Here is an 18,084-nt window from a genome sequence, read left to right on the forward strand (position 1 = left end):
GCCCTGTGGAGCCTGTGAGGCCCAAAAGGTGAGGCTTTTCGGGAGCGAAATGCGGGTTTTCCTGCCCGGATGCCGATAAGGTGAGCTTTTTCGGGGCATGGGTCACAGGCCGTCGGATGTCTTACAGGTGAGGTTTTTCAGGAGCGCTATTTGCTCAAGAATTGGTCAAAGGTGAGGCTTTCCGGGATCCGGAGCGGGGCGAATTCGCTGAAAAGCCCACCGGGACTGGCGGAAATCTGATTTTCCCTGTGCCACTTTTTGGCACAGGTGAGATTTTTCGGGAATCGGCACACGGCTGTCGCGTCCGCCCGAACACCGTGAAGGTGAGGTTTTTCGGGAGATGGTCGCCGGACACAGCGGAACGCCTGACGCACATAAGTATCGGATGTCATTGACATTTTTGATACCGCGGCGGTTACGGTGAGATTTTTCGGGAGTCGCTTCCGCGTCCGTTGGAATGCCGTTTTTGTCGTCAAGGTGAGGTTTTTCGGGAGCCTCTGGCTGCTGATCCCGCGTGTGCCGGGGATTCGTCGATATCAGGGTCACAGAATTTCGAGCCGATAAGGTGAGAATTTTCGGGACTGAATGGTTTCTGTGCGCTGTACAATGCGCGCCCGGGCCGTTGAAACGGTTTCGATCGACGTCGCGGAGTCCCTCTTCGGCGCGGGTTTCCGGGCACCGGTCGCGGTCGCGATCGCCCCGTCAGTCGAGCCTGTACATGCATACAGGGCGTTGCGGGCCTGTCCGCTCGATGCCGTGACAGCCAGTGGCGACCCTGTGACGAGGACCCGGAAGTGCAGTCGTAAAATTACGACAAATCGAAAGGTGAGCCGATACGGGAGCAAATTTCGCACGTATCGAGCACAGGCAAAAATCTGTGAATCCGCGCATCCCGCGACACGTCTGGACGAGTCCGAAACGCTTTAAATCCGGACCGGTGAGGGTTTTCGGGAGAGGGTTGGGGTGAGTGCCGTTTTGCACGTGCGCTTCACCGGCTATGGTGAGCATGTCGTTCTGGACGCATATCACCACAGGCGCTATCCTTCCGTGAAACTTCTCCTCCGACCTGACGCATGGCCACGAAGCGCGCCAAGAAAACCGATGTGGATGTGGTGAGTGCCAGTTCAGCCGAATTGCGTAAGGCCGTCGAGGCGATCGCAATTCAGCCGAAGAGCGGCAAGATCACGCTCCTGACCCGCAAGCTGTTCAACGTCCTGCTCGCCGTCGCGCAGCAGGCCGACGACTCGGGCGATACCTATCGCGCGCTGCTGTCGGACATCGTCGCCAACTCCGCCTTCGATTCGAACGACACCGCGCTGGTGAAGGAACACCTGCGCCGTATGGTGTCCGTCCAGGTCGAATGGAGCTCGGGGACGTCGAGCCAGAAGCCGGGCCGCAAGTGGGGGATCTCGACACTGATCGCCGATGCCGAAATTCTTGAGGATCCGGCCACGCGCCGCGTGTGGGTCGAATTTTCATTTGCACCGAAGATCAAGAAGAAGCTGCTCGACCCGGTCCAGTACGCGCGTCTGAGCCTGCAGTTCCAGAGCCAGCTGCGCAGCAGCGCTGGTCTTGCGCTCTACGAAATCTGCGTGCGTTACCTGACGAACCCGAGCCATCTGACGATGCGCGAGCCGTGGGAATGGTGGCGTCCGATCCTGTCGGGCACGCCCGATACGGAAGCCGGCGACGAGGCGAAGCGCGAGTACAAGTACTTCAAGCGGGACTACCTGCGTCCGGCGATCGCAGAGGTCAATGCGGTCACCAACATTTTCGTCGAGCTGATCGAGCATCGGGAAGGGCGGCGGGTCGCGGAGATCCAGTTCCGCGTGACCGAGCGCAAGCAGCCGATGCTCGCGCTCGACGAGCATCCGAACGTGTTCGACAGCACGCTGGTCGACCGGATGGTGAAGCTCGGGATTCCGCTCAAGGAAGCGCAGACGCTCTACGCGGACAGCGAGGAGAACCGGATTCGCGCCGCGCTGCAGATGACCGAGCAGCGGATGCGCAGCACGACGCTGCCGCCGGTGCGCAGTGCGCCCGCGTTGTTCAAGGACGCGCTGAAGAAGGGTTATGCGCCGCCGGTCGAGTCCGTCGACGCGCTGCCTTCCGGCGCGCCTGCCGCGAAGGCCGTCTCGGCGCAGCCGGACGATCTGAAGGCACGTCTGTTGAGCGAATTCGCGGCGTTCCGCCGCAAGGAAGCGAAGGTGTTGTACGAGGAGCAGGGCGACGCGGAGCGCGAAGTGGCGCGCGAGTCGTTCGAGTCGGAAGTGTTGCCGACGATGGGCTCGCACCTGCGCGACGACTGGCGCAAGCGCGGTCTCGATTCGAAGCTGGCCGAGACGGCCTTTTTCGACTGGCTTGCCCAGAAAACCTGGGGCGAGCCGACCGACGGCGACCTGCTGTCGTTCACGCTGAATCAATCCCGGGCCGCCTGAGGCCCGTTCAGGCCCCTCTGACGGGCCGTCGCCGGCCGCCCGCCCGTCCGGCGGGCCCGGCGCCTCGCCAGGCCCTGGCGGCCATTTCCATCAGTCCGACAACAGCATCCGCTCGAGTTGCTCGAGGATCGCGTCGCGCTTGTCCTTCGGGAGGCCGCGCAGGCGCAGTTCGATGCGGTCTTCGCCATACGACTTCAGGTCGCCGACCGACTTGCCGCCGAGCTTGATCTCGAGACGCTGCGCATAGCGCTGGCGGCCCGCCGGCTTCGGCGTTTCCTGTGCCGCGACGCGGCCCTTGACGATGTCCGACACCTGGCGCGTGCTGAGATCGTCGGACACGATCTTGTTGATCAGCCGCAGCGTCGCCTCGGTGCCGCGCGCATTGTGATAACGGCCGACCTGATACGCCATGTTCGAACCGAAGCGATCGGGGCGTGCGACCATCTCCTGCATCACGCTTTCCGGCAGCTTGCCGATCGACAGCGCAACCGCTACCGTCGACTCGTCGAGGCCGAGATGCTCGGACAGTTCCTTCTGACTCTGGAAATGTTTGTCGTCGAGGAAGCGGCGCCATACGACGGCGTTGTCGAACACCGTCTGCGAATCGCGTTGCACGTTCAGGTCGTAGCCGAGCTTGTAGCTCTGGATTCCGATCGGCACGTCGATCACGATCGCCTTCACCGACTCCTTGTTCGCTTCCTTCAACGCACGCACACGACGGCCGCCGTCGCTGACGAAATACGAACCCGGATTGTCGTAGTCCGGAATCACATGGATCGCCTGCTGCTGCCCTTGCTTCGCGATGTTGACCGCAAGTTCGGCAATCGACGACTTCAGATAGAAGTGCCGCGGGTTGAACGGACTATGCTTGATCGCCTTCAGCGACAGCTCGATCACCTGGCCGGGCGCATAACGATTCTCGAGGCGCCACGCGCGATATTGCGGCGACTCGTCGGTCGGCGGATCGAGCAGGACGTCCGGCGGCGGCGCGATGTCCTTCTTGGCGGACTTCGTCGGGGCCGGCGTGGCCGTCTCGGATTTGACGATGCCATCGATGGCATTCAGCCGATCAAGCGCCGTGCGCTTCTCGCTCGTCGTGATATCCGGGCGCGCCTGGAATCCTTTTGCAAATTGGGAGGGTTTCATGCGACTCCTTTATGCGCATAAAGTCAGGGCAGCATGGCGACGATTTCGTCGGCACATGCGCGGATTTCCGCAGCGGCCAGCTTGGCGCCGCGATCGTTCATCTGCAGCACGGTCTGACCGAGCGCCATCGCCTGCTTGTACGCTTCCCGGGTCGGGATTTGCGTCTTCAGCAACGGGAAGCCGAGTTCCTCGAGTGCGCGCTTGAGCTCGCGGGTCAGCATGCGCTTCTCTTCCGTCTTGTTCAGCAGGAAGACGGCGCGGAGGTCCTCGTTCATCACCTGCGCCTGCTGGATCAGCTTGACCAGCCCAACGCTCGACCAGTAATCGGCCGGCGACGACGAAGTCGGGATCACGGCGATCGATGCGGCCAGCAGCACCACGCCGGAGACCTTCTCGGTGATCGACGGCGGGCAATCGACGACGATGATGTCGTAGTCGTTGATGAACTTCTTGATTTCGCGATGGATCTGGCCGCCTGCTTCGGCGAGGTTGACGACCGGGAACGGGATGCCGGCGTCGCTGTCACCGGATGCGCTCGACCAGTGAACCAAAGTGTTTTGACCGTCTGCGTCGATGACGAGGACGCGCTTCCCTTTCTCATGGAATGCCGCGCCGAGGTGCATGGCAATCGTGCTTTTGCCGACGCCACCTTTTTGTTGAGTGACTGCAATGATTTCCGCGGCCAATTTTCACTCCTGTTTTTGGTCGTTGGAATTCTACAGGACGATATTTATATTTCAATGAAATTGTCGTTCGCCGACTACGCGTTAGCCATTCGGGCTATTGGTTTATGCGCATAAACGAGCGGGTGATGCCGGATGGCTGGCACCGGTGGACGCGAGGTTGCTGCGTTGGAGGATGAACGGAGATAGTCGTGACGACAGGCGGCTTCGGTCTCACGTTCGGCACGCTGATCGGCGCAATGTATCGGTGCTGCCCTTTCGATCATTGAAGGGGGCTGCTGCCGTGGTGTCGGGGAGTTTGTGCGCATAAACTTCGGCGGTATTGGAGAGCATCGGCGAGTCTGAGTCCTCGCTCGCGCGCCCCACTCCGATGACGAACGCCGCGCGGCTCAGGCCGATGCGGTGCATACATGCCATGTTCAGTGACGAAGCGTGCTGGCCGTCCCCCACTGTGTTTATGCGCATAAACGATCGAGCGGCTCGGCCGATATCAACGGTCGCACGGTCGGCAGACATGCATAAAGACAACCGTACGGCGATGCCCCGGACGCCATCGCATATTGCGCTGATGATCGTTCGGGGCCATCGAAGTGTCCGGGCCGACCGCGATATCAGCGGTCGTCTCCACCCAGGCACGCGATAGCTTTATGCGCATAAACCCAGCGACGGTTACATGCGGTGGCTCTGTGTCGGCGGCGGCAACACGGCATGACGATGAGCTTATCCCCCGGGCTATTCGCCGACGAAGAAGGCCTCGGAAATTTCCGAGGCAACGCACTTTATGCGCATAAACGCGTCAAGCGGGCTGCGCGCTCGTCGGCGCAACGCACGCTTTCTGCACGCCACACCGAGACTCCAATCCCCTTCCTCCCGTGTGCCGACACCCCGCCGAAACACCCGCAACCAGACTGGCTACAATACTGGCCTTTCTCATGCAGGCCCGAACGATGATCACGATCTACCACAACCCCCGCTGCTCGAAGTCCCGCGAGACACTTGCACTGATCGAGACGCTGAACACCACTGGCACGCCGGTGAACGTCGTCGAGTACCTGAAGACGCCGCCGACGGTCGAGGAACTGGAAGCGCTGCATCGTCAGCTTGGGCGCCCGGTGCGCGACATGCTTCGCGAAGGCGAGGAGCCGTACAAGACGCTGGATCTGGCCCGTGCGAATCTGACGGACGCGGAGGCCTACGAGGCGATTGCGGCGCATCCGATTTTGCTGCAGCGTCCGATCGTCGTGTATCGAGGCAAGGCAGCCATCGGTCGCCCGCCCGAGTCGGTGCGGGCGCTGTTCGAATAATTTTAGTTCGACGTATTTTTCTTATCGAATCATCCCGGTGCGAGCGCGCCGGGATCGACCGACAGCATTCGCAACCGCCAACCACATCTGACGCCGCGCAGCGGACAGCCCGTATTCGACGCGCGCCCCGCGAGCTGCCTCGAGCGTCGACCTACGACGTCAACAACGACATCGCCAACTGCAAAGCGCAACCTCAGACCGACATCGGCAACTTAGCCCTCCCGCCCGTCGCCCGACGATTCATCCCGATCACCCCCCGCTTCATCCCCAGTCCCCCGCCCCGCCGCCGCATGCGCCGCCGTTCGCAGCAGCGCGATCTGCTCGCGATATGCGCGGCATCCACTGCAAGCCGGCAGATGCACGTGCACCTGCATGCGCTCATGGAGCGTCAACGCTCGGTCGAGCGCATCCGAGAGCAGTCGCGTCACGTCTTTACATTTCCCCAGCAGCATCTTCGGTCGTCAGTCCTTTTTCGCTCAGGCAGGTGCGCAGGCGCGTGCGCGCCCGATACAGCAGCACGCTGCAATGATTCGTCGTCAACGTAAGTTCGCTGCAGATGTCGTCAATCTCGACGTCGAGGAATTCGCGCATCATGAACACGCGTCCGATGTGTTCCGGCAGATGGTCGAGGCAGGCCTGGAACAGTGTCCAGAACTGCTGTTGCAGCAACAGCGTTTCGGGGCCCGCCCACGGTCGCGGCTTCGTGTGCGGGGCCCAGTGCCCGTTTTCCTTGAACAACTCGCGCTCGAGCACGGATTCGCCGTCGAGCTCCGCATCGAGCGCGGACAGACTGACCGTCCGCTGCCGTGCACGCAGAACGTCGATCAGCTTGTTGCGCAGGATGCCGAATACCCAGGTCTTGTGGGCCGACCGTCCCGCGAACTCGCCCGCATGCGTCCACGCAGCGGTCAGCGCTTCCTGCACGGCATCCTCGGCCGCATCGGCATCGCGTAGCTGGAGTCGTGCGAAGCGCAACAGGTCGCGGCGCAGTTGCGCGAGATAGGCAGGGTCGTCGTATGCGGACGGCATGGCGGATCGGGAGCCTTACGAAGCGGAGGCGATCGTGTGCGCGCCACCGGGCGGGCGCATCGCGGTGCGAGCAGCTTACTGGGCGAGACGCCGCGCCGCAATGGATGTTCCGTCACGAATTCATGAAGCCGGTCGGCGCGCTGCGCTATGCTTTCCGGAGCCCCGCGTCGCGCGTTGCGAAATCGCGACGCGGGCGTTCTGTAACATCAGATCATAACGATCAAGTTATCCACAATTTCTGTGGAAAACCTTGTGGAAAGTCGGCTGGTTTGCCCCGTGGGACGGCTCGCGGGCTGGCTTGCCTATAAACAGACCTTTTTTGCCTGTTCGGAATCAATCGATCCGATTCCTCACTCACCGGAAGGAGAAAGCCATGTCCTATCGTGTTGCAGTCGTCGTCGGCAGCCTGCGTCGCGGTTCCTGGAACCGCGCGCTCGCGCATGCCGCAATCTCGCTCGCCCCCGCCGATTTCTCTTTCGAATTCGTCGAGATCGGCGAACTGCCGCTGTACAGCCAGGACTACGACACGGATTTTCCGGAAGTCGCGAAGCGCTTCAAGCAGTCGATCGAAGCGGCCGACGCACTGCTGTTCGTCACGCCCGAATACAACCGTTCGATCCCGGGCGTGCTGAAGAACGCGCTCGACTGGGGCTCGCGCCCGTGGGGGCACAACTCGTGGTCCGGCAAGCCGGGCGCCGTGCTGGGCACGTCGCCGGGCGCGGTCGGTACCGCGCTCGCGCAGCAGCACCTGCGCAACGTGCTCGCGTATCTCGACGTGAAGATGCTCGGGCAGCCGGAAATGTTCATCAAGCATGACCCGGCGCGCATCGACGACGAGGGGCAGATCGTCAGCGAGGACACCCGCAAGTTCCTGCAGGGTTTCGTCGATCGCTACGTCGACTGGGTGCGCGTGCTGAAGGCGGCCTGATCGCCGTCCCCTTCCCGCGGCCGGCGCGGGCCCGCATGCGGCGGGTCAGGCGCCGGCGTGCCGCGCATCGCGTGCTTCGCGAATGCCGAGCAGGATCTCGTCGAGCAGTGCGATGTCGAACGGCTTCGACAGCACGCGCACGTTGACGGTACGCGTGCGGTCGAGTTCCTCCGCGTATCCCGTGACCAGGATCACGGGCAGCTTCCCCGGCCGCTTGTCGATCGCTTCGGCGAGATCGATGCCGTTCAGGCGGCCCGGCATGTGGATATCCGAGATCACCAGATCGAATGCGTCGTTCGCGGCCGCGCCCTCGATCAGGCGCAACGCGTCGTCGGCGGTGGGTGCGTAGGTGACGCGGTGCCCGAGTAGCGTCAGCAGCGCTTCGGTGCCGGCTGCGACTTCACTGTTGTCCTCCACCAGCAGCACATGCAGGCCCGCCAGCGCGCCGGCGTCGTGCGAGACGGGCTGCGACCGCGGGACGATGTCCTCGACGCGTGCGCGCGGCAGGTAAAGGCGCACCGACGTCCCGGCGCCGACTGCGCTGTCGATCGTCGCTAGGCCGCCCGAGCGCTCGCAGAACGCGAACACTTGCGGCAGCCCGAGCCCCGTTCCCATTCCCTGCGCCTTCGTCGTGAACAGCGGCTCGAACGCGCGCGCGAGCACGTCGGGCGCCATGCCCGAGCCCGTATCGTCGAGCGAGATCTGAACGAAGTCGCCGATCAGCGGAAAGCCGTCCTCGCGGCGCAGCGTCACGTTGCGCGCGCCGACCGTGAAGCGGCCGCCGACCGTCATCGCATCGCGCGCGTTGACGGCGAGATTGATCACCGCGAGCTCGAGCTCCGCGACATCGACCCGGATCGGCCAGATGCCGGGCTCGATCGCGACGACCAGCGACGACTTCGAACCGAGCGACGTCTTCAGCAGTTCGCGGCACGTGCCGAGCCACTGGCCGACGTCGATCGTTTCGTTGTGCAGCGGCTGCTTGCGCGCGACGCCGAGCAACTGGCGCGTGAGCGACTGGCCGTTCTTCAGCGCGCGTTCGATCGCGCCGAGTTCCTTGTCGAGATGCTGGACGCCGCGTCGCCGCGCGATCTGCACGTTGCTCGAGATGATCATCAGCAGGTTGTTGAAGTCATGCGCGACGCTGCCGACCAGGTTGCCGAGCGCCTGCATCTTGCGCGACTGCCGGTATGCCGATTCGATCGAGCGCCGCATCGACGCTTCGGCCTGCCAGCGGTCCCAGGCTTCCTCTTCCGCCTTCAACCGCTTCAGCGACAGCCAGATCACCGACCACAGCGCGATCGACGGCGCGAACATCGAGATGAACAGCACGCTCAGGTGTTCGTACCATTCATGCCAGATCGCGGAGGTGCGGTACGCACACGTCACGTACACGGGGTAGCTGCCGACCTGGCGGTACGCGACGATCTCGCTGCTGGCGCCGTCGTGGCGCACGCGCACGACGCCCGCGCGCGGATCGTTGCGCGCGTTGCCGAACGTGGCCGTGAGATCGGTATGCGCGAGCGATGGCGGCGGTGGATACGACGCGATCACCGCGCCGTCGGAGCGCGCGAGCGCCATCGTCATCGGCGTGGCCGCACCGCCGAGCAGGTCGCGGTAGAACGCATTGAAATACGAAGACTTCAGCGCGATCGACACCATCCCGGCGAACGAACCGTCGCTGTGGCGTCGCGCGACGCCCGTGTTGAATACGGGGATGTTCTCGAGCTTGAGCGGCCCCATCATCAGCTTCGAGATGTGCTCGATCACCTTGCCGTCGCGGATGCCGGCGAAGTCGTCGCGGTACGCAATCGACGCATAGGGCGCCGGATAGTAGAGGCTGTTCGCGAGCAGCATCCCGCTCGCACCGAAGATCGACACCGCGGCCACCTGCGGATAGCCGCCGCCGATCGTGTTCAACGCTTCGTGGATGTCGGATTCGTGGCGGCGCACGGTGGCGTCGTCCATGTCCTGCACGAGGTCGACGATGCGCGCATCGAGCGTCTCGCTCAGGTCGAACACCTTGAGCGCATGCTCCTCGGCGACGCGCACGGTGCGCATCGTCACGTCGCTCGCCGCGGCCTCGCGTGCCGTCAGGTCGTTGTACGCCATGACCGACACGTAGATGCACGGCAGCACGATCGCCGCGACCAGCAGCACGATCAGTGTCACGCGCCGGACAGCGAAATCGTGCTCGGGTGCGCCGGACGCATAGCTGCCGTCGTCCTGCCAGTCGTCGGTGGGCGGGGAGGCGGGTGTGCGGGAGTCGGCGGGACGTTCGGACGTCATTGAGGAATGCGGGCCAGGCTGAGATGTTCAATCATAAACGAGTTGCGCTTGCTCGCCGTACCGGCGCACGGATGTGCAACCTGATGATTCCGACAGGTGCGAAATGAAAGTTTGAAAACGCTATGAATCCGGCAGCGCAAACGTACACAAAGAAAAATTTTGCGTGCTTATCTTGAAAATGGCCGCGACTGTTTTCGGAATGCCGCGCGATCGAACCGATTCTGTTCGAAATGGTGAAAATGGCGAGTTGCACTGCCCTCGGTTTACTCAGAGAATCGCGCCTTGCTTTCCCTATGACAGATATATGCGCCCGCCGGCGTTCGCGGCGCGGTGTGTCGCGTGCCTCGCGCCGCGACGCCCACGCGCGGCCGCACGGTGGGGCCCACGCTTGATTGCATGGCGCCTCAAGAATTGCGCCGCGCAGTCGTTAACGCGAGAGAGACCATTCCGTATACCGCTTCGCCGCCATGCCTTTGCCGATCGTGATCGCCGACGACTCCTTGCTCGCTCGCAAACTTCTGACAAAGGCACTGCCGGGAGACTGGGACGTCGACGTCGCGTATGCGGCGAATGGTCGCGAGGCTCTGGCGCTCTATCGTGACGGCAAAGCTTCCGTGATGTTTCTGGACCTGACGATGCCCGACATGAACGGCTATCAGGTGCTCGAGACACTGCGCCACGAAGATCTGAACACGTTCGTGATCGTGGTATCCGCCGATATTCAGCCGCAGGCGCAAGCACGCGTGCGCGAGCTGGGCGCGATCGCATTCGTTGCCAAGCCCGTGACGTCGGAGGCGTTGCTGCCCATTCTCAAGGAGTATGGGTTGTATGCCTGAATCGGTGTTCACGGCGGAGCAACGCGACGCGTTGCAGGAGATCGCCAACCTCGCGATGGGCCGCGCCGCCGCACGGCTCGCGCTCCTGCTCGGGCATTTCATCGAGCTCTCGGTCCCGCGCGTGCGCGTCGTGAAGGCTGCCGATGCGGGCGACGCGCTGCGCGAGATGACGGGCATCCACGAGAACGTGACGGCCGTGCGCCAGGGATTCCGTTCCGACATCAAGGGCGAGGCGATCGTGCTGTGCCGCAGCGCGGGCGTCGCGCGGCTCATGTCGCTGATGGACCGCACGTTCGGCGACGGCGTGTACGCCGGCATGGCCACGCAGGACGAACTCGTGTTCGACGTCGCGAACGTGCTGATGAGCGCGTGCGTCGCGTCGATTCTCGACGAACTCGGCCGCAAGCCCGTGTTCTTCCCGCCGGGGCTGCTCGGCGCGAACGTGTCGTTCGACGACGTGTTCCAGCCGACCGCGCTCGCATGGAGCGTCGCGCTGCTGCTCGAAGTGAACTTCGGCCTCGAGGATCACGCATTCCGCGCACATTTCGTGATGCTGATGGCCGAGGATTCGATCCGGCTGATGGGCGACGCGCTCGACGCGTTGCTGTCCGCGCTATGACCGCTACCCCGATCACCACCGCCGCGTCGCTGAGCGACCTCGTGATCGAACGGGTCGGCTTCGGCTTGTTCGTGCTCGACCGCACGATGAACGTGCTGATGTGGAATCGCTTCATGCAGGACCACAGCGGTATCCCGGCTGCCGACGTGATCGGCCGCAACCTGTTCGACCGCTTTCCGGAACTGCCGCGCGCATGGCTCGAACGCAAGCTCGAGAGCGTGTTCCAGCTCGGCAGTTTCGCATTCAGCTCGTGGGAGCAGCGGCCCTACCTGTTTCGCTTCGAACACGACCGGCCGATCACCGGCGGCGTCGACTACATGCAGCAGGACTGCACGTTCATGCCGCTCACGCGTGGCCGCGAAGTCGAGGCCGTGTGCGTGACGATCTCGGACGTCACGCACGTGAGCGTGATGCAGCGCGAGCGCGAGGAGGCGGTCGCGAAGCTGCGCGAGCATGCGAATCGCGACGGTCTTACCGGCATCGCGAACCGTCGTTTCTTCGAGGCGCGGCTCGGCGACGAGTTCGCGCGCTGGCAGCGCTACGGCGGTGACCTGTCGGTGCTGCTATTCGACCTCGACCACTTCAAGACGATCAACGACCGGTTCGGGCATGCGGCCGGCGACGCGGTATTGCGCGAGACGGCGCGCCGCGTCGCTTCGATCGTGCGCGCGCAGGATACGTTCGGCCGCTTCGGGGGCGAGGAATTCGCGCTGCTGCTGCCGTGCACGAATCTCGACGAGGCGATGCGGGTGGCCGACAAGGTGCGCGACGCGATCGGCAGCACGCCGGTCGATGCGGAAGGCGTCAGCGTGCCGGTGACGGCGAGCGTCGGCTGCGCGTGCGCGACGGCGGGCGCGTTGGCGTTCGACACGCTCGTCAACGAGGCCGACACCGCGCTCTATCGCGCGAAGCGGCTCGGGCGCGATCGGTCGGTCGCCTACGCGTAACCGCCGCGCCGCCGCTTCACGCGTGCGATCCGCGCCGTTCAGCTTTTCGCGATATCCACGAGCACGCCGGCCAGCACGGCCGGCTGCGACATGAACGGCGAATGGCTGCTGTCGAGCTGGTGCACGTGCGTCGGATTACCGGGCACGAACGCGTCGGCTTCGTCGATGAAGCGCTGCTGCAGCGCGGGCAGGATCACGCGATCCGCCAGGCACTTGATGTAGTGGCGATCGATCGCGCCCCAGCGCGCGGTGGTCGTCGGGATCGCGGTCGCGAACGGCGCGGCCGGCACGTCGCAGGTCATCAGGTTCGCCACCGCCTCGAAGTCGGCCTGCGGGACGTCGTCGTACAGCGCGCGCTTCGCGAGCGCGCGATACGCGGCATCGCCGCTGCGCGGATCGATCCGCAGCGCGCCCGCGACGCGTGGGCTCGCGAGCATCAGCGGGCCCAGCATTTCGCCCTTGTTTTCGGGCGCACGCACGTAGTCGAGGCCCGGCACGCCCGACGCGGGCATGAACGCCGCGAGATAGACGATCTTCGCGATTTTCTCCGGCGCGCGCTCCGCCGCGGCCGTGATCGCGAGGCCGCCCATGCTGTGGCCGACGAGCACGACCTTGCCGTGCCCGAGCGCGTATGCGTCGTCGACCGCCTGCATCACCTGTGTCGCGTAATCGTCGAGCGTGGTATTCGCCACCGGCGACGGCTCGGCGCCGAATGCGTCCTCGTCGAGCGGCCGTTCGAGATACGACGCGGGAAAGCGGGCGTTGACGCCGTGCGCGGGCAGGTCGCGCGCGATCGACAGGTAGCCGCGCGCGGCCAGCGCGGCCGCGACGTGCGCGTAGCACCACGCACCATGCCACGCGCCGTGCACAAGCACGAAAACGGGATGGCCGGATTGCGCGGCAGCGGTTACATTCGTCTCCATGGTGTCCGTGTCTTTTTCGAGAGAGGTGTTCATCTTAGACGAAGCCGCGCGCGTCCAAGCATGAACGCGCGGCCCGACCGTGCGCGTGCGCGTGCCCGGATCGGCTGCCGCGATGCGGCCCTTTTGTCTCGTTCAGGCCACAATTCGTCCTGATCTGATTTGAATTTGCGCCGAAGCGCGCTAATTTGACGCTTTGCTTCCGATTGCGCCCCATGAACGTCGACTACCTCTTCTACCGGCGGCCGGACAAGCCTGGCCCCTATTCGCTCGACGACCTGGGCGAGATCGCGCCGCCGATCGGCCCTGGCGACGTGGTGCGCGCGGGGATCGCGCGCGTGTTCGAGCAGATCGACTGGCAGGAGTCGCCCGACGTGCCGGGCGCGTGGTTCGGCACCGGCGGCCCGTCGTTCCAGTTTACGGCGGACCCCGACGGGCGCGTGACGAGCTTCATGGGCTCGCGCCTCGAACGCCGCTCGATGCTGCAGCTGACCCGTGAAATGGGGCTCATTGCGCTCGATCTGCAGCGCGACATCGTCTACGGCTGACGGGCGGCGCGACGCCGCTCTCGGGCGCGCCCGGCCACGCAGGCCCGAGCCCCCTGACGGCCTGCCGGGCGCGGCGCGTCTCCGCCCTTCGAACTTCAAAGATTGCTATACTTTCGCCCAATTCCGGCATCCGGCCGGTAATTTGTGCCTGTCTGCGTCGATCGTTCGCATATCTCGCACGCATTTGACGCCCTGACCAACCCAGCCGGGCATGGCTTCTTCAATCGCCCCGCGTGGGTGTCTCCGTGGAGCTCGTCTTGGCCGTTTCCAATCTCGTCGTGGACGAACAAGAAACCGACGCCGCTGCCGTCACATCGGGCAGTTCTTTCTATCTGGCGATGCGCATCCTGCCGGCGGTGCAGCGCGACGCGATGTTCCAGGTCTACGCGTTCTGCCGCGCGGTCGACGACATCGCCGACAGCGACTTGCCGCGCGCCGAGCGCAACGCGGGCCTCGATCGCTGGCGCGCGGACATCGACGCGTGCTTCGCCGGCCAGCCGCCGCGCCATCTGGTCGCGCTCGAGCGCGAGATCCGCGCATTCGACCTGAAGCGCGAGGACTTCCACGCGATGATCGACGGGATGGCGATGGACGCCGCCGAGGACATCTGCGCACCGGACGAATCGACGCTCGACCTGTTCTGCGATCGCGTGGCGAGTGCGGCCGGCCGTCTGTCGGTGAGGATTTTCGGGATCCCGGAGGCGGAAGGCATCGAGCTGTCGCACCACCTCGGCCGCGCGCTGCAGCTGACGAACATCCTGCGCGACATCGACGACGACGCGGCGATCAACCGCTGCTACCTGCCGCGCGAGCTGCTCGCGCGCGAAGGCATCGCGATCACCGATCCGGCGACGATCGTGCGCGACCCGGCGCTGCCGCGCGTGTGCGCAACGCTCGTCGAGCGTGCGCTCGAGCATTTCCGCGCGGCGGACGCCGTGATGGATCGCTGCACGCGCGCGCAGGTCAAGGCGCCGCGCATCATGTCAGGCGCGTACCGCTGCATTCTGGAAGCCGCGATCGCGCGTGGCTTCGCCGCCCCGCGCGTGCCGCTGCGCAAGCCGAAGGCGCGCATGCTGATGATCGCCGCGCGCTACGCGCTGTTCTGAGCCAATGCCCAGAACCGTCCACGTGATCGGTGCAGGACTCGCGGGCCTGTCGGCCGCCGTCGAGCTGCAACGCCGCGGGCGGCGCATCGTGCTGCACGACGCGCATGCGCATGCTGGCGGCCGCTGCCGCTCGTGGTTCGACGAGACGCTGAACACGACGCTCGACGGCGGGCTGCACCAGGTCTTCGCGGGGCAGTCCGCGACGCAGCGCTACCTGCGCGCGATCGGCGCGGCCGATCAGCTCACGGGGCCCGCACTGCCTGAATATCCGGTGATCGACGTCGCGTCGCAGCAGCGCTGGACGCTGCGCTTCGGCAACGGGCGCTGGCCGTCGTGGCTGTTCGATGCCGCGTCGCGTGCGCCGGGCACCACGCCGGTCGACTACCTCGCGCTGGCGTCGCTCGCGTTCGCGCGCACCGGGCGCTCACTCGCACAGACGATGCGATGCGACGGCGTGCTGTGGGATCGTTGGCTGCGGCCGTATTTCCTCGGGGTGCTGAACGTCGAACCGCGCCACGCGAGCGCCGAGCTCGCGCGCGCGGCACTGTGCGGCATGTTTGCCGCGGGCGGCCCCGGTTGGCGCCCGCTCGTCGCGCGCCACGGCCTCGGCAGCGCATTCGTCGAACCGGCGCTGCGGATGCTGCAGCACGGCGGCGCGCAGATCCGCCTGAACTCGCGGCTCGATGCGTTCGAATTCGGCGCGCACGGCAACGCGGTCGATGCGGTCGCGATCGGCGGCGAGCGTGTCGATCTCGCGCCGGGCGACGCGGTCGTGCTGGCTGTGCCGCCCGAGGTCGCGCAGCCGCTCGTCCCGGATCTCACCGCGCCCGACACGTTCAGCGCGGTCGTGACCGCGTATTTCGCGGTTGATACACCGGCGGGCAGCCCGCTGCAGACGGCCGTCGTCAACGGCATCGTCGACGCGGTGCGCGCAGGCGATGGTCCGCTCGCGGCGACGATCCGCGACGCGGGCCGTTGGCTCGACATGCCGCGCGATGCGCTCGCGCGGCGCATCTGGGAAGACGTCGCGCGCGTGACCGGCGCGAACCCGGAAACCCTCCCCGCGTGGCAGCTCGTCGTCGAGCCGCGCGCGGGGTTTGCGGCGGTGCCGTCGCAGGAAATGAAACGTCCGGCCGTGCGTACGCGCTGGACCAATCTCGTGCTGGCGGGTGACTGGATTGCCACCGGCTTGCCCGCCACGATCGAGGGCGCGATCCGTTCCGGCCAACTGGCCGCGGACGTGCTCCAGACACAATAAGAGAGGGACCGATGAACGATCTCACCGATATGGCTAACCTGTCCGCCGGCACCGTGCCGGCCGGACTCGACGCGGCTGTCGCCAGCGCGACCGACGCGCTGCTGGCCGCGCAGAACGCGGACGGACACTGGGTCTACGAACTCGAAGCCGATTCGACGATTCCCGCCGAATACATACTGCTCGTCCACTATCTCGGCGAGACGCCGAACCTCGAGCTCGAACAGAAGATCGGCCGCTATCTGCGTCGCATCCAGCAGGCCGACGGCGGCTGGCCGCTGTTCACCGACGGCGCGCCGAACATCAGCGCGAGCGTGAAGGCGTATTTCGCGCTGAAGGTGATTGGCGACGACGAGAACGCCGAGCACATGCAGCGTGCGCGCCGCGCGATCCACGCGATGGGCGGCGCCGAGATGTCGAACGTGTTCACGCGGATCCAGCTCGCGCTGTACGGTGCGATTCCGTGGCGCGCGGTGCCGATGATGCCGGTCGAAATCATGCTGCTGCCGCAATGGTTCCCGTTCCACCTGTCGAAGGTGTCGTACTGGGCACGGACCGTGATCGTGCCGCTGCTGGTGCTGAACGCGAAGCGTCCGATCGCGAAGAACCCGCGCGGCGTGCGCATCGACGAGTTGTTCATCGACCCGCCCGTCAACGCCGGCCTGCTGCCGCGCCAGGGCCACCAGAGCCCTGGCTGGTTCGCGTTCTTCCGCGTGGTCGACCACGCGCTGCGCGCGGTCGACGGCCTGTTCCCGAGCTACACGCGCGAACGCGCGATCCGCCAGGCCGTGTCGTTCGTCGACGAGCGCCTGAACGGCGAGGACGGCCTTGGCGCGATCTATCCGGCGATGGCCAACGCGGTGATGATGTACGACGTGCTCGGCTATGCGGAAGATCATCCGAACCGCGCGATCGCGCGCAAGTCGATCGAGAAGCTGCTCGTCGTGCACGAGGACGAAGCGTATTGCCAGCCGTGCCTGTCGCCGGTGTGGGACACGTCGCTTGTCGCGCATGCGCTGCTCGAAACCGGTGACGCGCGTGCCGAGGAGGCCGTGCTGCGCGGCCTCGACTGGCTGCGCCCGCTGCAGATCCTCGACGTGCGCGGCGACTGGATCTCGCGCCGACCGAACGTGCGGCCGGGCGGCTGGGCGTTCCAGTATGCGAACGCGCACTATCCGGACGTCGACGACACGGCGGTGGTCGTGATGGCGATGGACCGTGCGCAGAAGCTCAAGCAGACGGATACGTATCGCGAATCGATGGCGCGCGCGCGCGAATGGGTCGTCGGCATGCAGAGCAGCGACGGCGGCTGGGGCGCGTTCGAACCGGAAAACACGCAGTACTACCTGAACAACATCCCGTTCTCGGATCACGGCGCGCTGCTCGATCCGCCGACCTCGGACGTATCGGGCCGCTGCCTGTCGATGCTGTCGCAACTTGGCGAGAGTGCGCTGAACAGCGAGCCGGCCCGTCGCGCGCTCGACTACATGCTGAAGGAGCAGGAACCGGACGGCAGCTGGTACGGCCGCTGGGGGATGAACTACGTGTACGGCACGTGGACGGCCCTGTGCTCGCTGAACGCGGCCGGCCTGACGCCGGACGATCCGCGCGTGAAGCGCGGCGCGCAGTGGCTGCTGTCGATCCAGAACAAGGACGGCGGCTGGGGCGAGGACGGTGACAGCTACAAGCTGAATTACCGCGGCTTCGAGCAGGCGCCGAGCACCGCGTCGCAGACGGCCTGGGCGCTGCTCGGCCTGATGGCGGCGGGCGAGGTGAACAACCCGGCCGTTGCACGCGGCGTCGACTACCTGATCGCGCAGCAGAACGAAGAAGGCCTGTGGGACGAGACGCGCTTCACGGCGACCGGCTTCCCGCGCGTGTTCTACCTGCGCTATCACGGGTATCGCAAGTTCTTCCCGCTGTGGGCGCTCGCGCGCTATCGCAACCTGAAGCGCGCCAATGCGACGCGCGTGACGGTCGGGATGTAACGCGTGGCACCGGCGCAGCACAACGGCACGTTGCCCGTCATCGCAGTC

General features: G+C 65.3%; 16 protein-coding genes. 10 read left to right on the forward strand and 6 right to left on the reverse strand.

Annotated elements, in window-relative coordinates:
* Positions 1–1,073: 1,073 nt before the first annotated feature.
* A complete protein-coding gene (locus tag BTE28158_RS22695) occupies positions 1,074–2,438 on the forward strand; it encodes a replication initiation protein (protein ID WP_059604605.1) in 1,365 nt (454 codons plus the stop codon).
* A gap of 90 nt (positions 2,439–2,528) precedes the next feature.
* Here the strand turns inward: BTE28158_RS22695 and BTE28158_RS22700 are convergent, their stop codons facing one another.
* Positions 2,529–3,584 (reverse strand): ParB/RepB/Spo0J family partition protein, encoded by a 1,056-nt coding sequence (locus BTE28158_RS22700; protein ID WP_151048215.1) that lies wholly within the window; start codon positions 3,582–3,584, stop codon positions 2,529–2,531.
* Positions 3,585–3,607: 23 nt separating this feature from the next.
* Complete coding sequence (parA, locus tag BTE28158_RS22705) at positions 3,608–4,270, reverse strand: ParA family partition ATPase (protein ID WP_040138954.1); 663 nt, start codon at positions 4,268–4,270, stop codon at positions 3,608–3,610.
* A 944-nt stretch (positions 4,271–5,214) separates the two neighbouring features.
* Between parA and arsC the strand changes: the two genes are divergently transcribed.
* Complete coding sequence (gene arsC / locus BTE28158_RS22710) at positions 5,215–5,571, forward strand: arsenate reductase (glutaredoxin) (protein ID WP_059604814.1); 357 nt, start codon at positions 5,215–5,217, stop codon at positions 5,569–5,571.
* 212 nt (positions 5,572–5,783) lie between these two features.
* On the opposite strand, the gene BTE28158_RS22715 is transcribed toward arsC, so the two are convergent.
* Both BTE28158_RS22715 and BTE28158_RS22720 read right to left on the reverse strand, forming a co-directional pair.
* Entirely contained in the window at positions 5,784–6,023 is a 240-nt protein-coding gene (locus BTE28158_RS22715) for a zf-HC2 domain-containing protein (RefSeq protein ID WP_082728993.1), read from the reverse strand.
* Positions 6,004–6,600 (reverse strand): RNA polymerase factor sigma-70, encoded by a 597-nt coding sequence (locus BTE28158_RS22720; protein WP_151048216.1) that lies wholly within the window; start codon positions 6,598–6,600, stop codon positions 6,004–6,006. Before BTE28158_RS22720 ends, BTE28158_RS22715 begins: the two co-directional genes overlap by 20 nt.
* A gap of 373 nt (positions 6,601–6,973) precedes the next feature.
* On the opposite strand from BTE28158_RS22720, the gene BTE28158_RS22725 reads away from it, so the two are divergent.
* Positions 6,974–7,528: an NADPH-dependent FMN reductase gene (locus tag BTE28158_RS22725; protein ID WP_124629522.1), complete on the forward strand. Its 555-nt coding sequence runs from the start codon at positions 6,974–6,976 to the stop codon at positions 7,526–7,528.
* A gap of 45 nt (positions 7,529–7,573) precedes the next feature.
* Here the strand turns inward: BTE28158_RS22725 and BTE28158_RS22730 are convergent, their stop codons facing one another.
* Positions 7,574–9,817 (reverse strand): hybrid sensor histidine kinase/response regulator family protein, encoded by a 2,244-nt coding sequence (locus tag BTE28158_RS22730; protein ID WP_151048217.1) that lies wholly within the window; start codon positions 9,815–9,817, stop codon positions 7,574–7,576.
* A 467-nt stretch (positions 9,818–10,284) separates the two neighbouring features.
* Here BTE28158_RS22730 and BTE28158_RS22735 point away from each other — a divergent pair, with 467 nt between their 5' ends.
* Genes BTE28158_RS22735 through BTE28158_RS22745 form a run of 3 tightly spaced genes read left to right on the forward strand, consistent with a single transcriptional unit; the run spans position 10,285 to position 12,219 of the window.
* Positions 10,285–10,653 (forward strand): response regulator, encoded by a 369-nt coding sequence (locus BTE28158_RS22735; RefSeq protein ID WP_040138947.1) that lies wholly within the window; start codon positions 10,285–10,287, stop codon positions 10,651–10,653.
* Positions 10,646–11,272: a chemotaxis protein CheC gene (locus tag BTE28158_RS22740; RefSeq protein WP_059604625.1), complete on the forward strand. Its 627-nt coding sequence runs from the start codon at positions 10,646–10,648 to the stop codon at positions 11,270–11,272. Before BTE28158_RS22735 ends, BTE28158_RS22740 begins: the two co-directional genes overlap by 8 nt.
* Entirely contained in the window at positions 11,269–12,219 is a 951-nt protein-coding gene (locus BTE28158_RS22745; protein ID WP_059604628.1) for a GGDEF domain-containing protein, read from the forward strand. The genes BTE28158_RS22740 and BTE28158_RS22745 overlap by 4 nt, the downstream gene beginning before the upstream one ends.
* A 38-nt stretch (positions 12,220–12,257) precedes the next feature.
* On the opposite strand, the gene BTE28158_RS22750 is transcribed toward BTE28158_RS22745, so the two are convergent.
* Complete coding sequence (locus BTE28158_RS22750; RefSeq protein WP_151048218.1) at positions 12,258–13,142, reverse strand: alpha/beta fold hydrolase; 885 nt, start codon at positions 13,140–13,142, stop codon at positions 12,258–12,260.
* A 212-nt stretch (positions 13,143–13,354) separates the two neighbouring features.
* Between BTE28158_RS22750 and BTE28158_RS22755 the strand changes: the two genes are divergently transcribed.
* The 4 genes from BTE28158_RS22755 to shc all read left to right on the forward strand — a co-directional run bounded on the left by BTE28158_RS22755 (position 13,355) and on the right by shc (position 18,036).
* Positions 13,355–13,687 carry a hypothetical protein gene (locus BTE28158_RS22755; RefSeq protein WP_059604635.1) on the forward strand — a complete coding sequence of 111 codons (333 nt, stop codon included), beginning with the start codon at positions 13,355–13,357 and terminating at the stop codon, positions 13,685–13,687.
* Between the two features lie 257 nt (positions 13,688–13,944).
* A complete protein-coding gene (gene hpnD, locus BTE28158_RS22760; RefSeq protein ID WP_151048219.1) occupies positions 13,945–14,793 on the forward strand; it encodes a presqualene diphosphate synthase HpnD in 849 nt (282 codons plus the stop codon).
* 4 nt (positions 14,794–14,797) lie between these two features.
* Positions 14,798–16,051 (forward strand): hydroxysqualene dehydroxylase HpnE, encoded by a 1,254-nt coding sequence (gene hpnE, locus BTE28158_RS22765; RefSeq protein WP_151048220.1) that lies wholly within the window; start codon positions 14,798–14,800, stop codon positions 16,049–16,051.
* A gap of 11 nt (positions 16,052–16,062) precedes the next feature.
* Positions 16,063–18,036 (forward strand): squalene--hopene cyclase, encoded by a 1,974-nt coding sequence (gene shc, locus BTE28158_RS22770; RefSeq protein WP_059604640.1) that lies wholly within the window; start codon positions 16,063–16,065, stop codon positions 18,034–18,036.
* Positions 18,037–18,084 lie beyond the last annotated feature (48 nt).

This window comes from Burkholderia diffusa (assembly GCF_902499115.1).
GTDB lineage: Bacteria > Pseudomonadota > Gammaproteobacteria > Burkholderiales > Burkholderiaceae > Burkholderia > Burkholderia diffusa.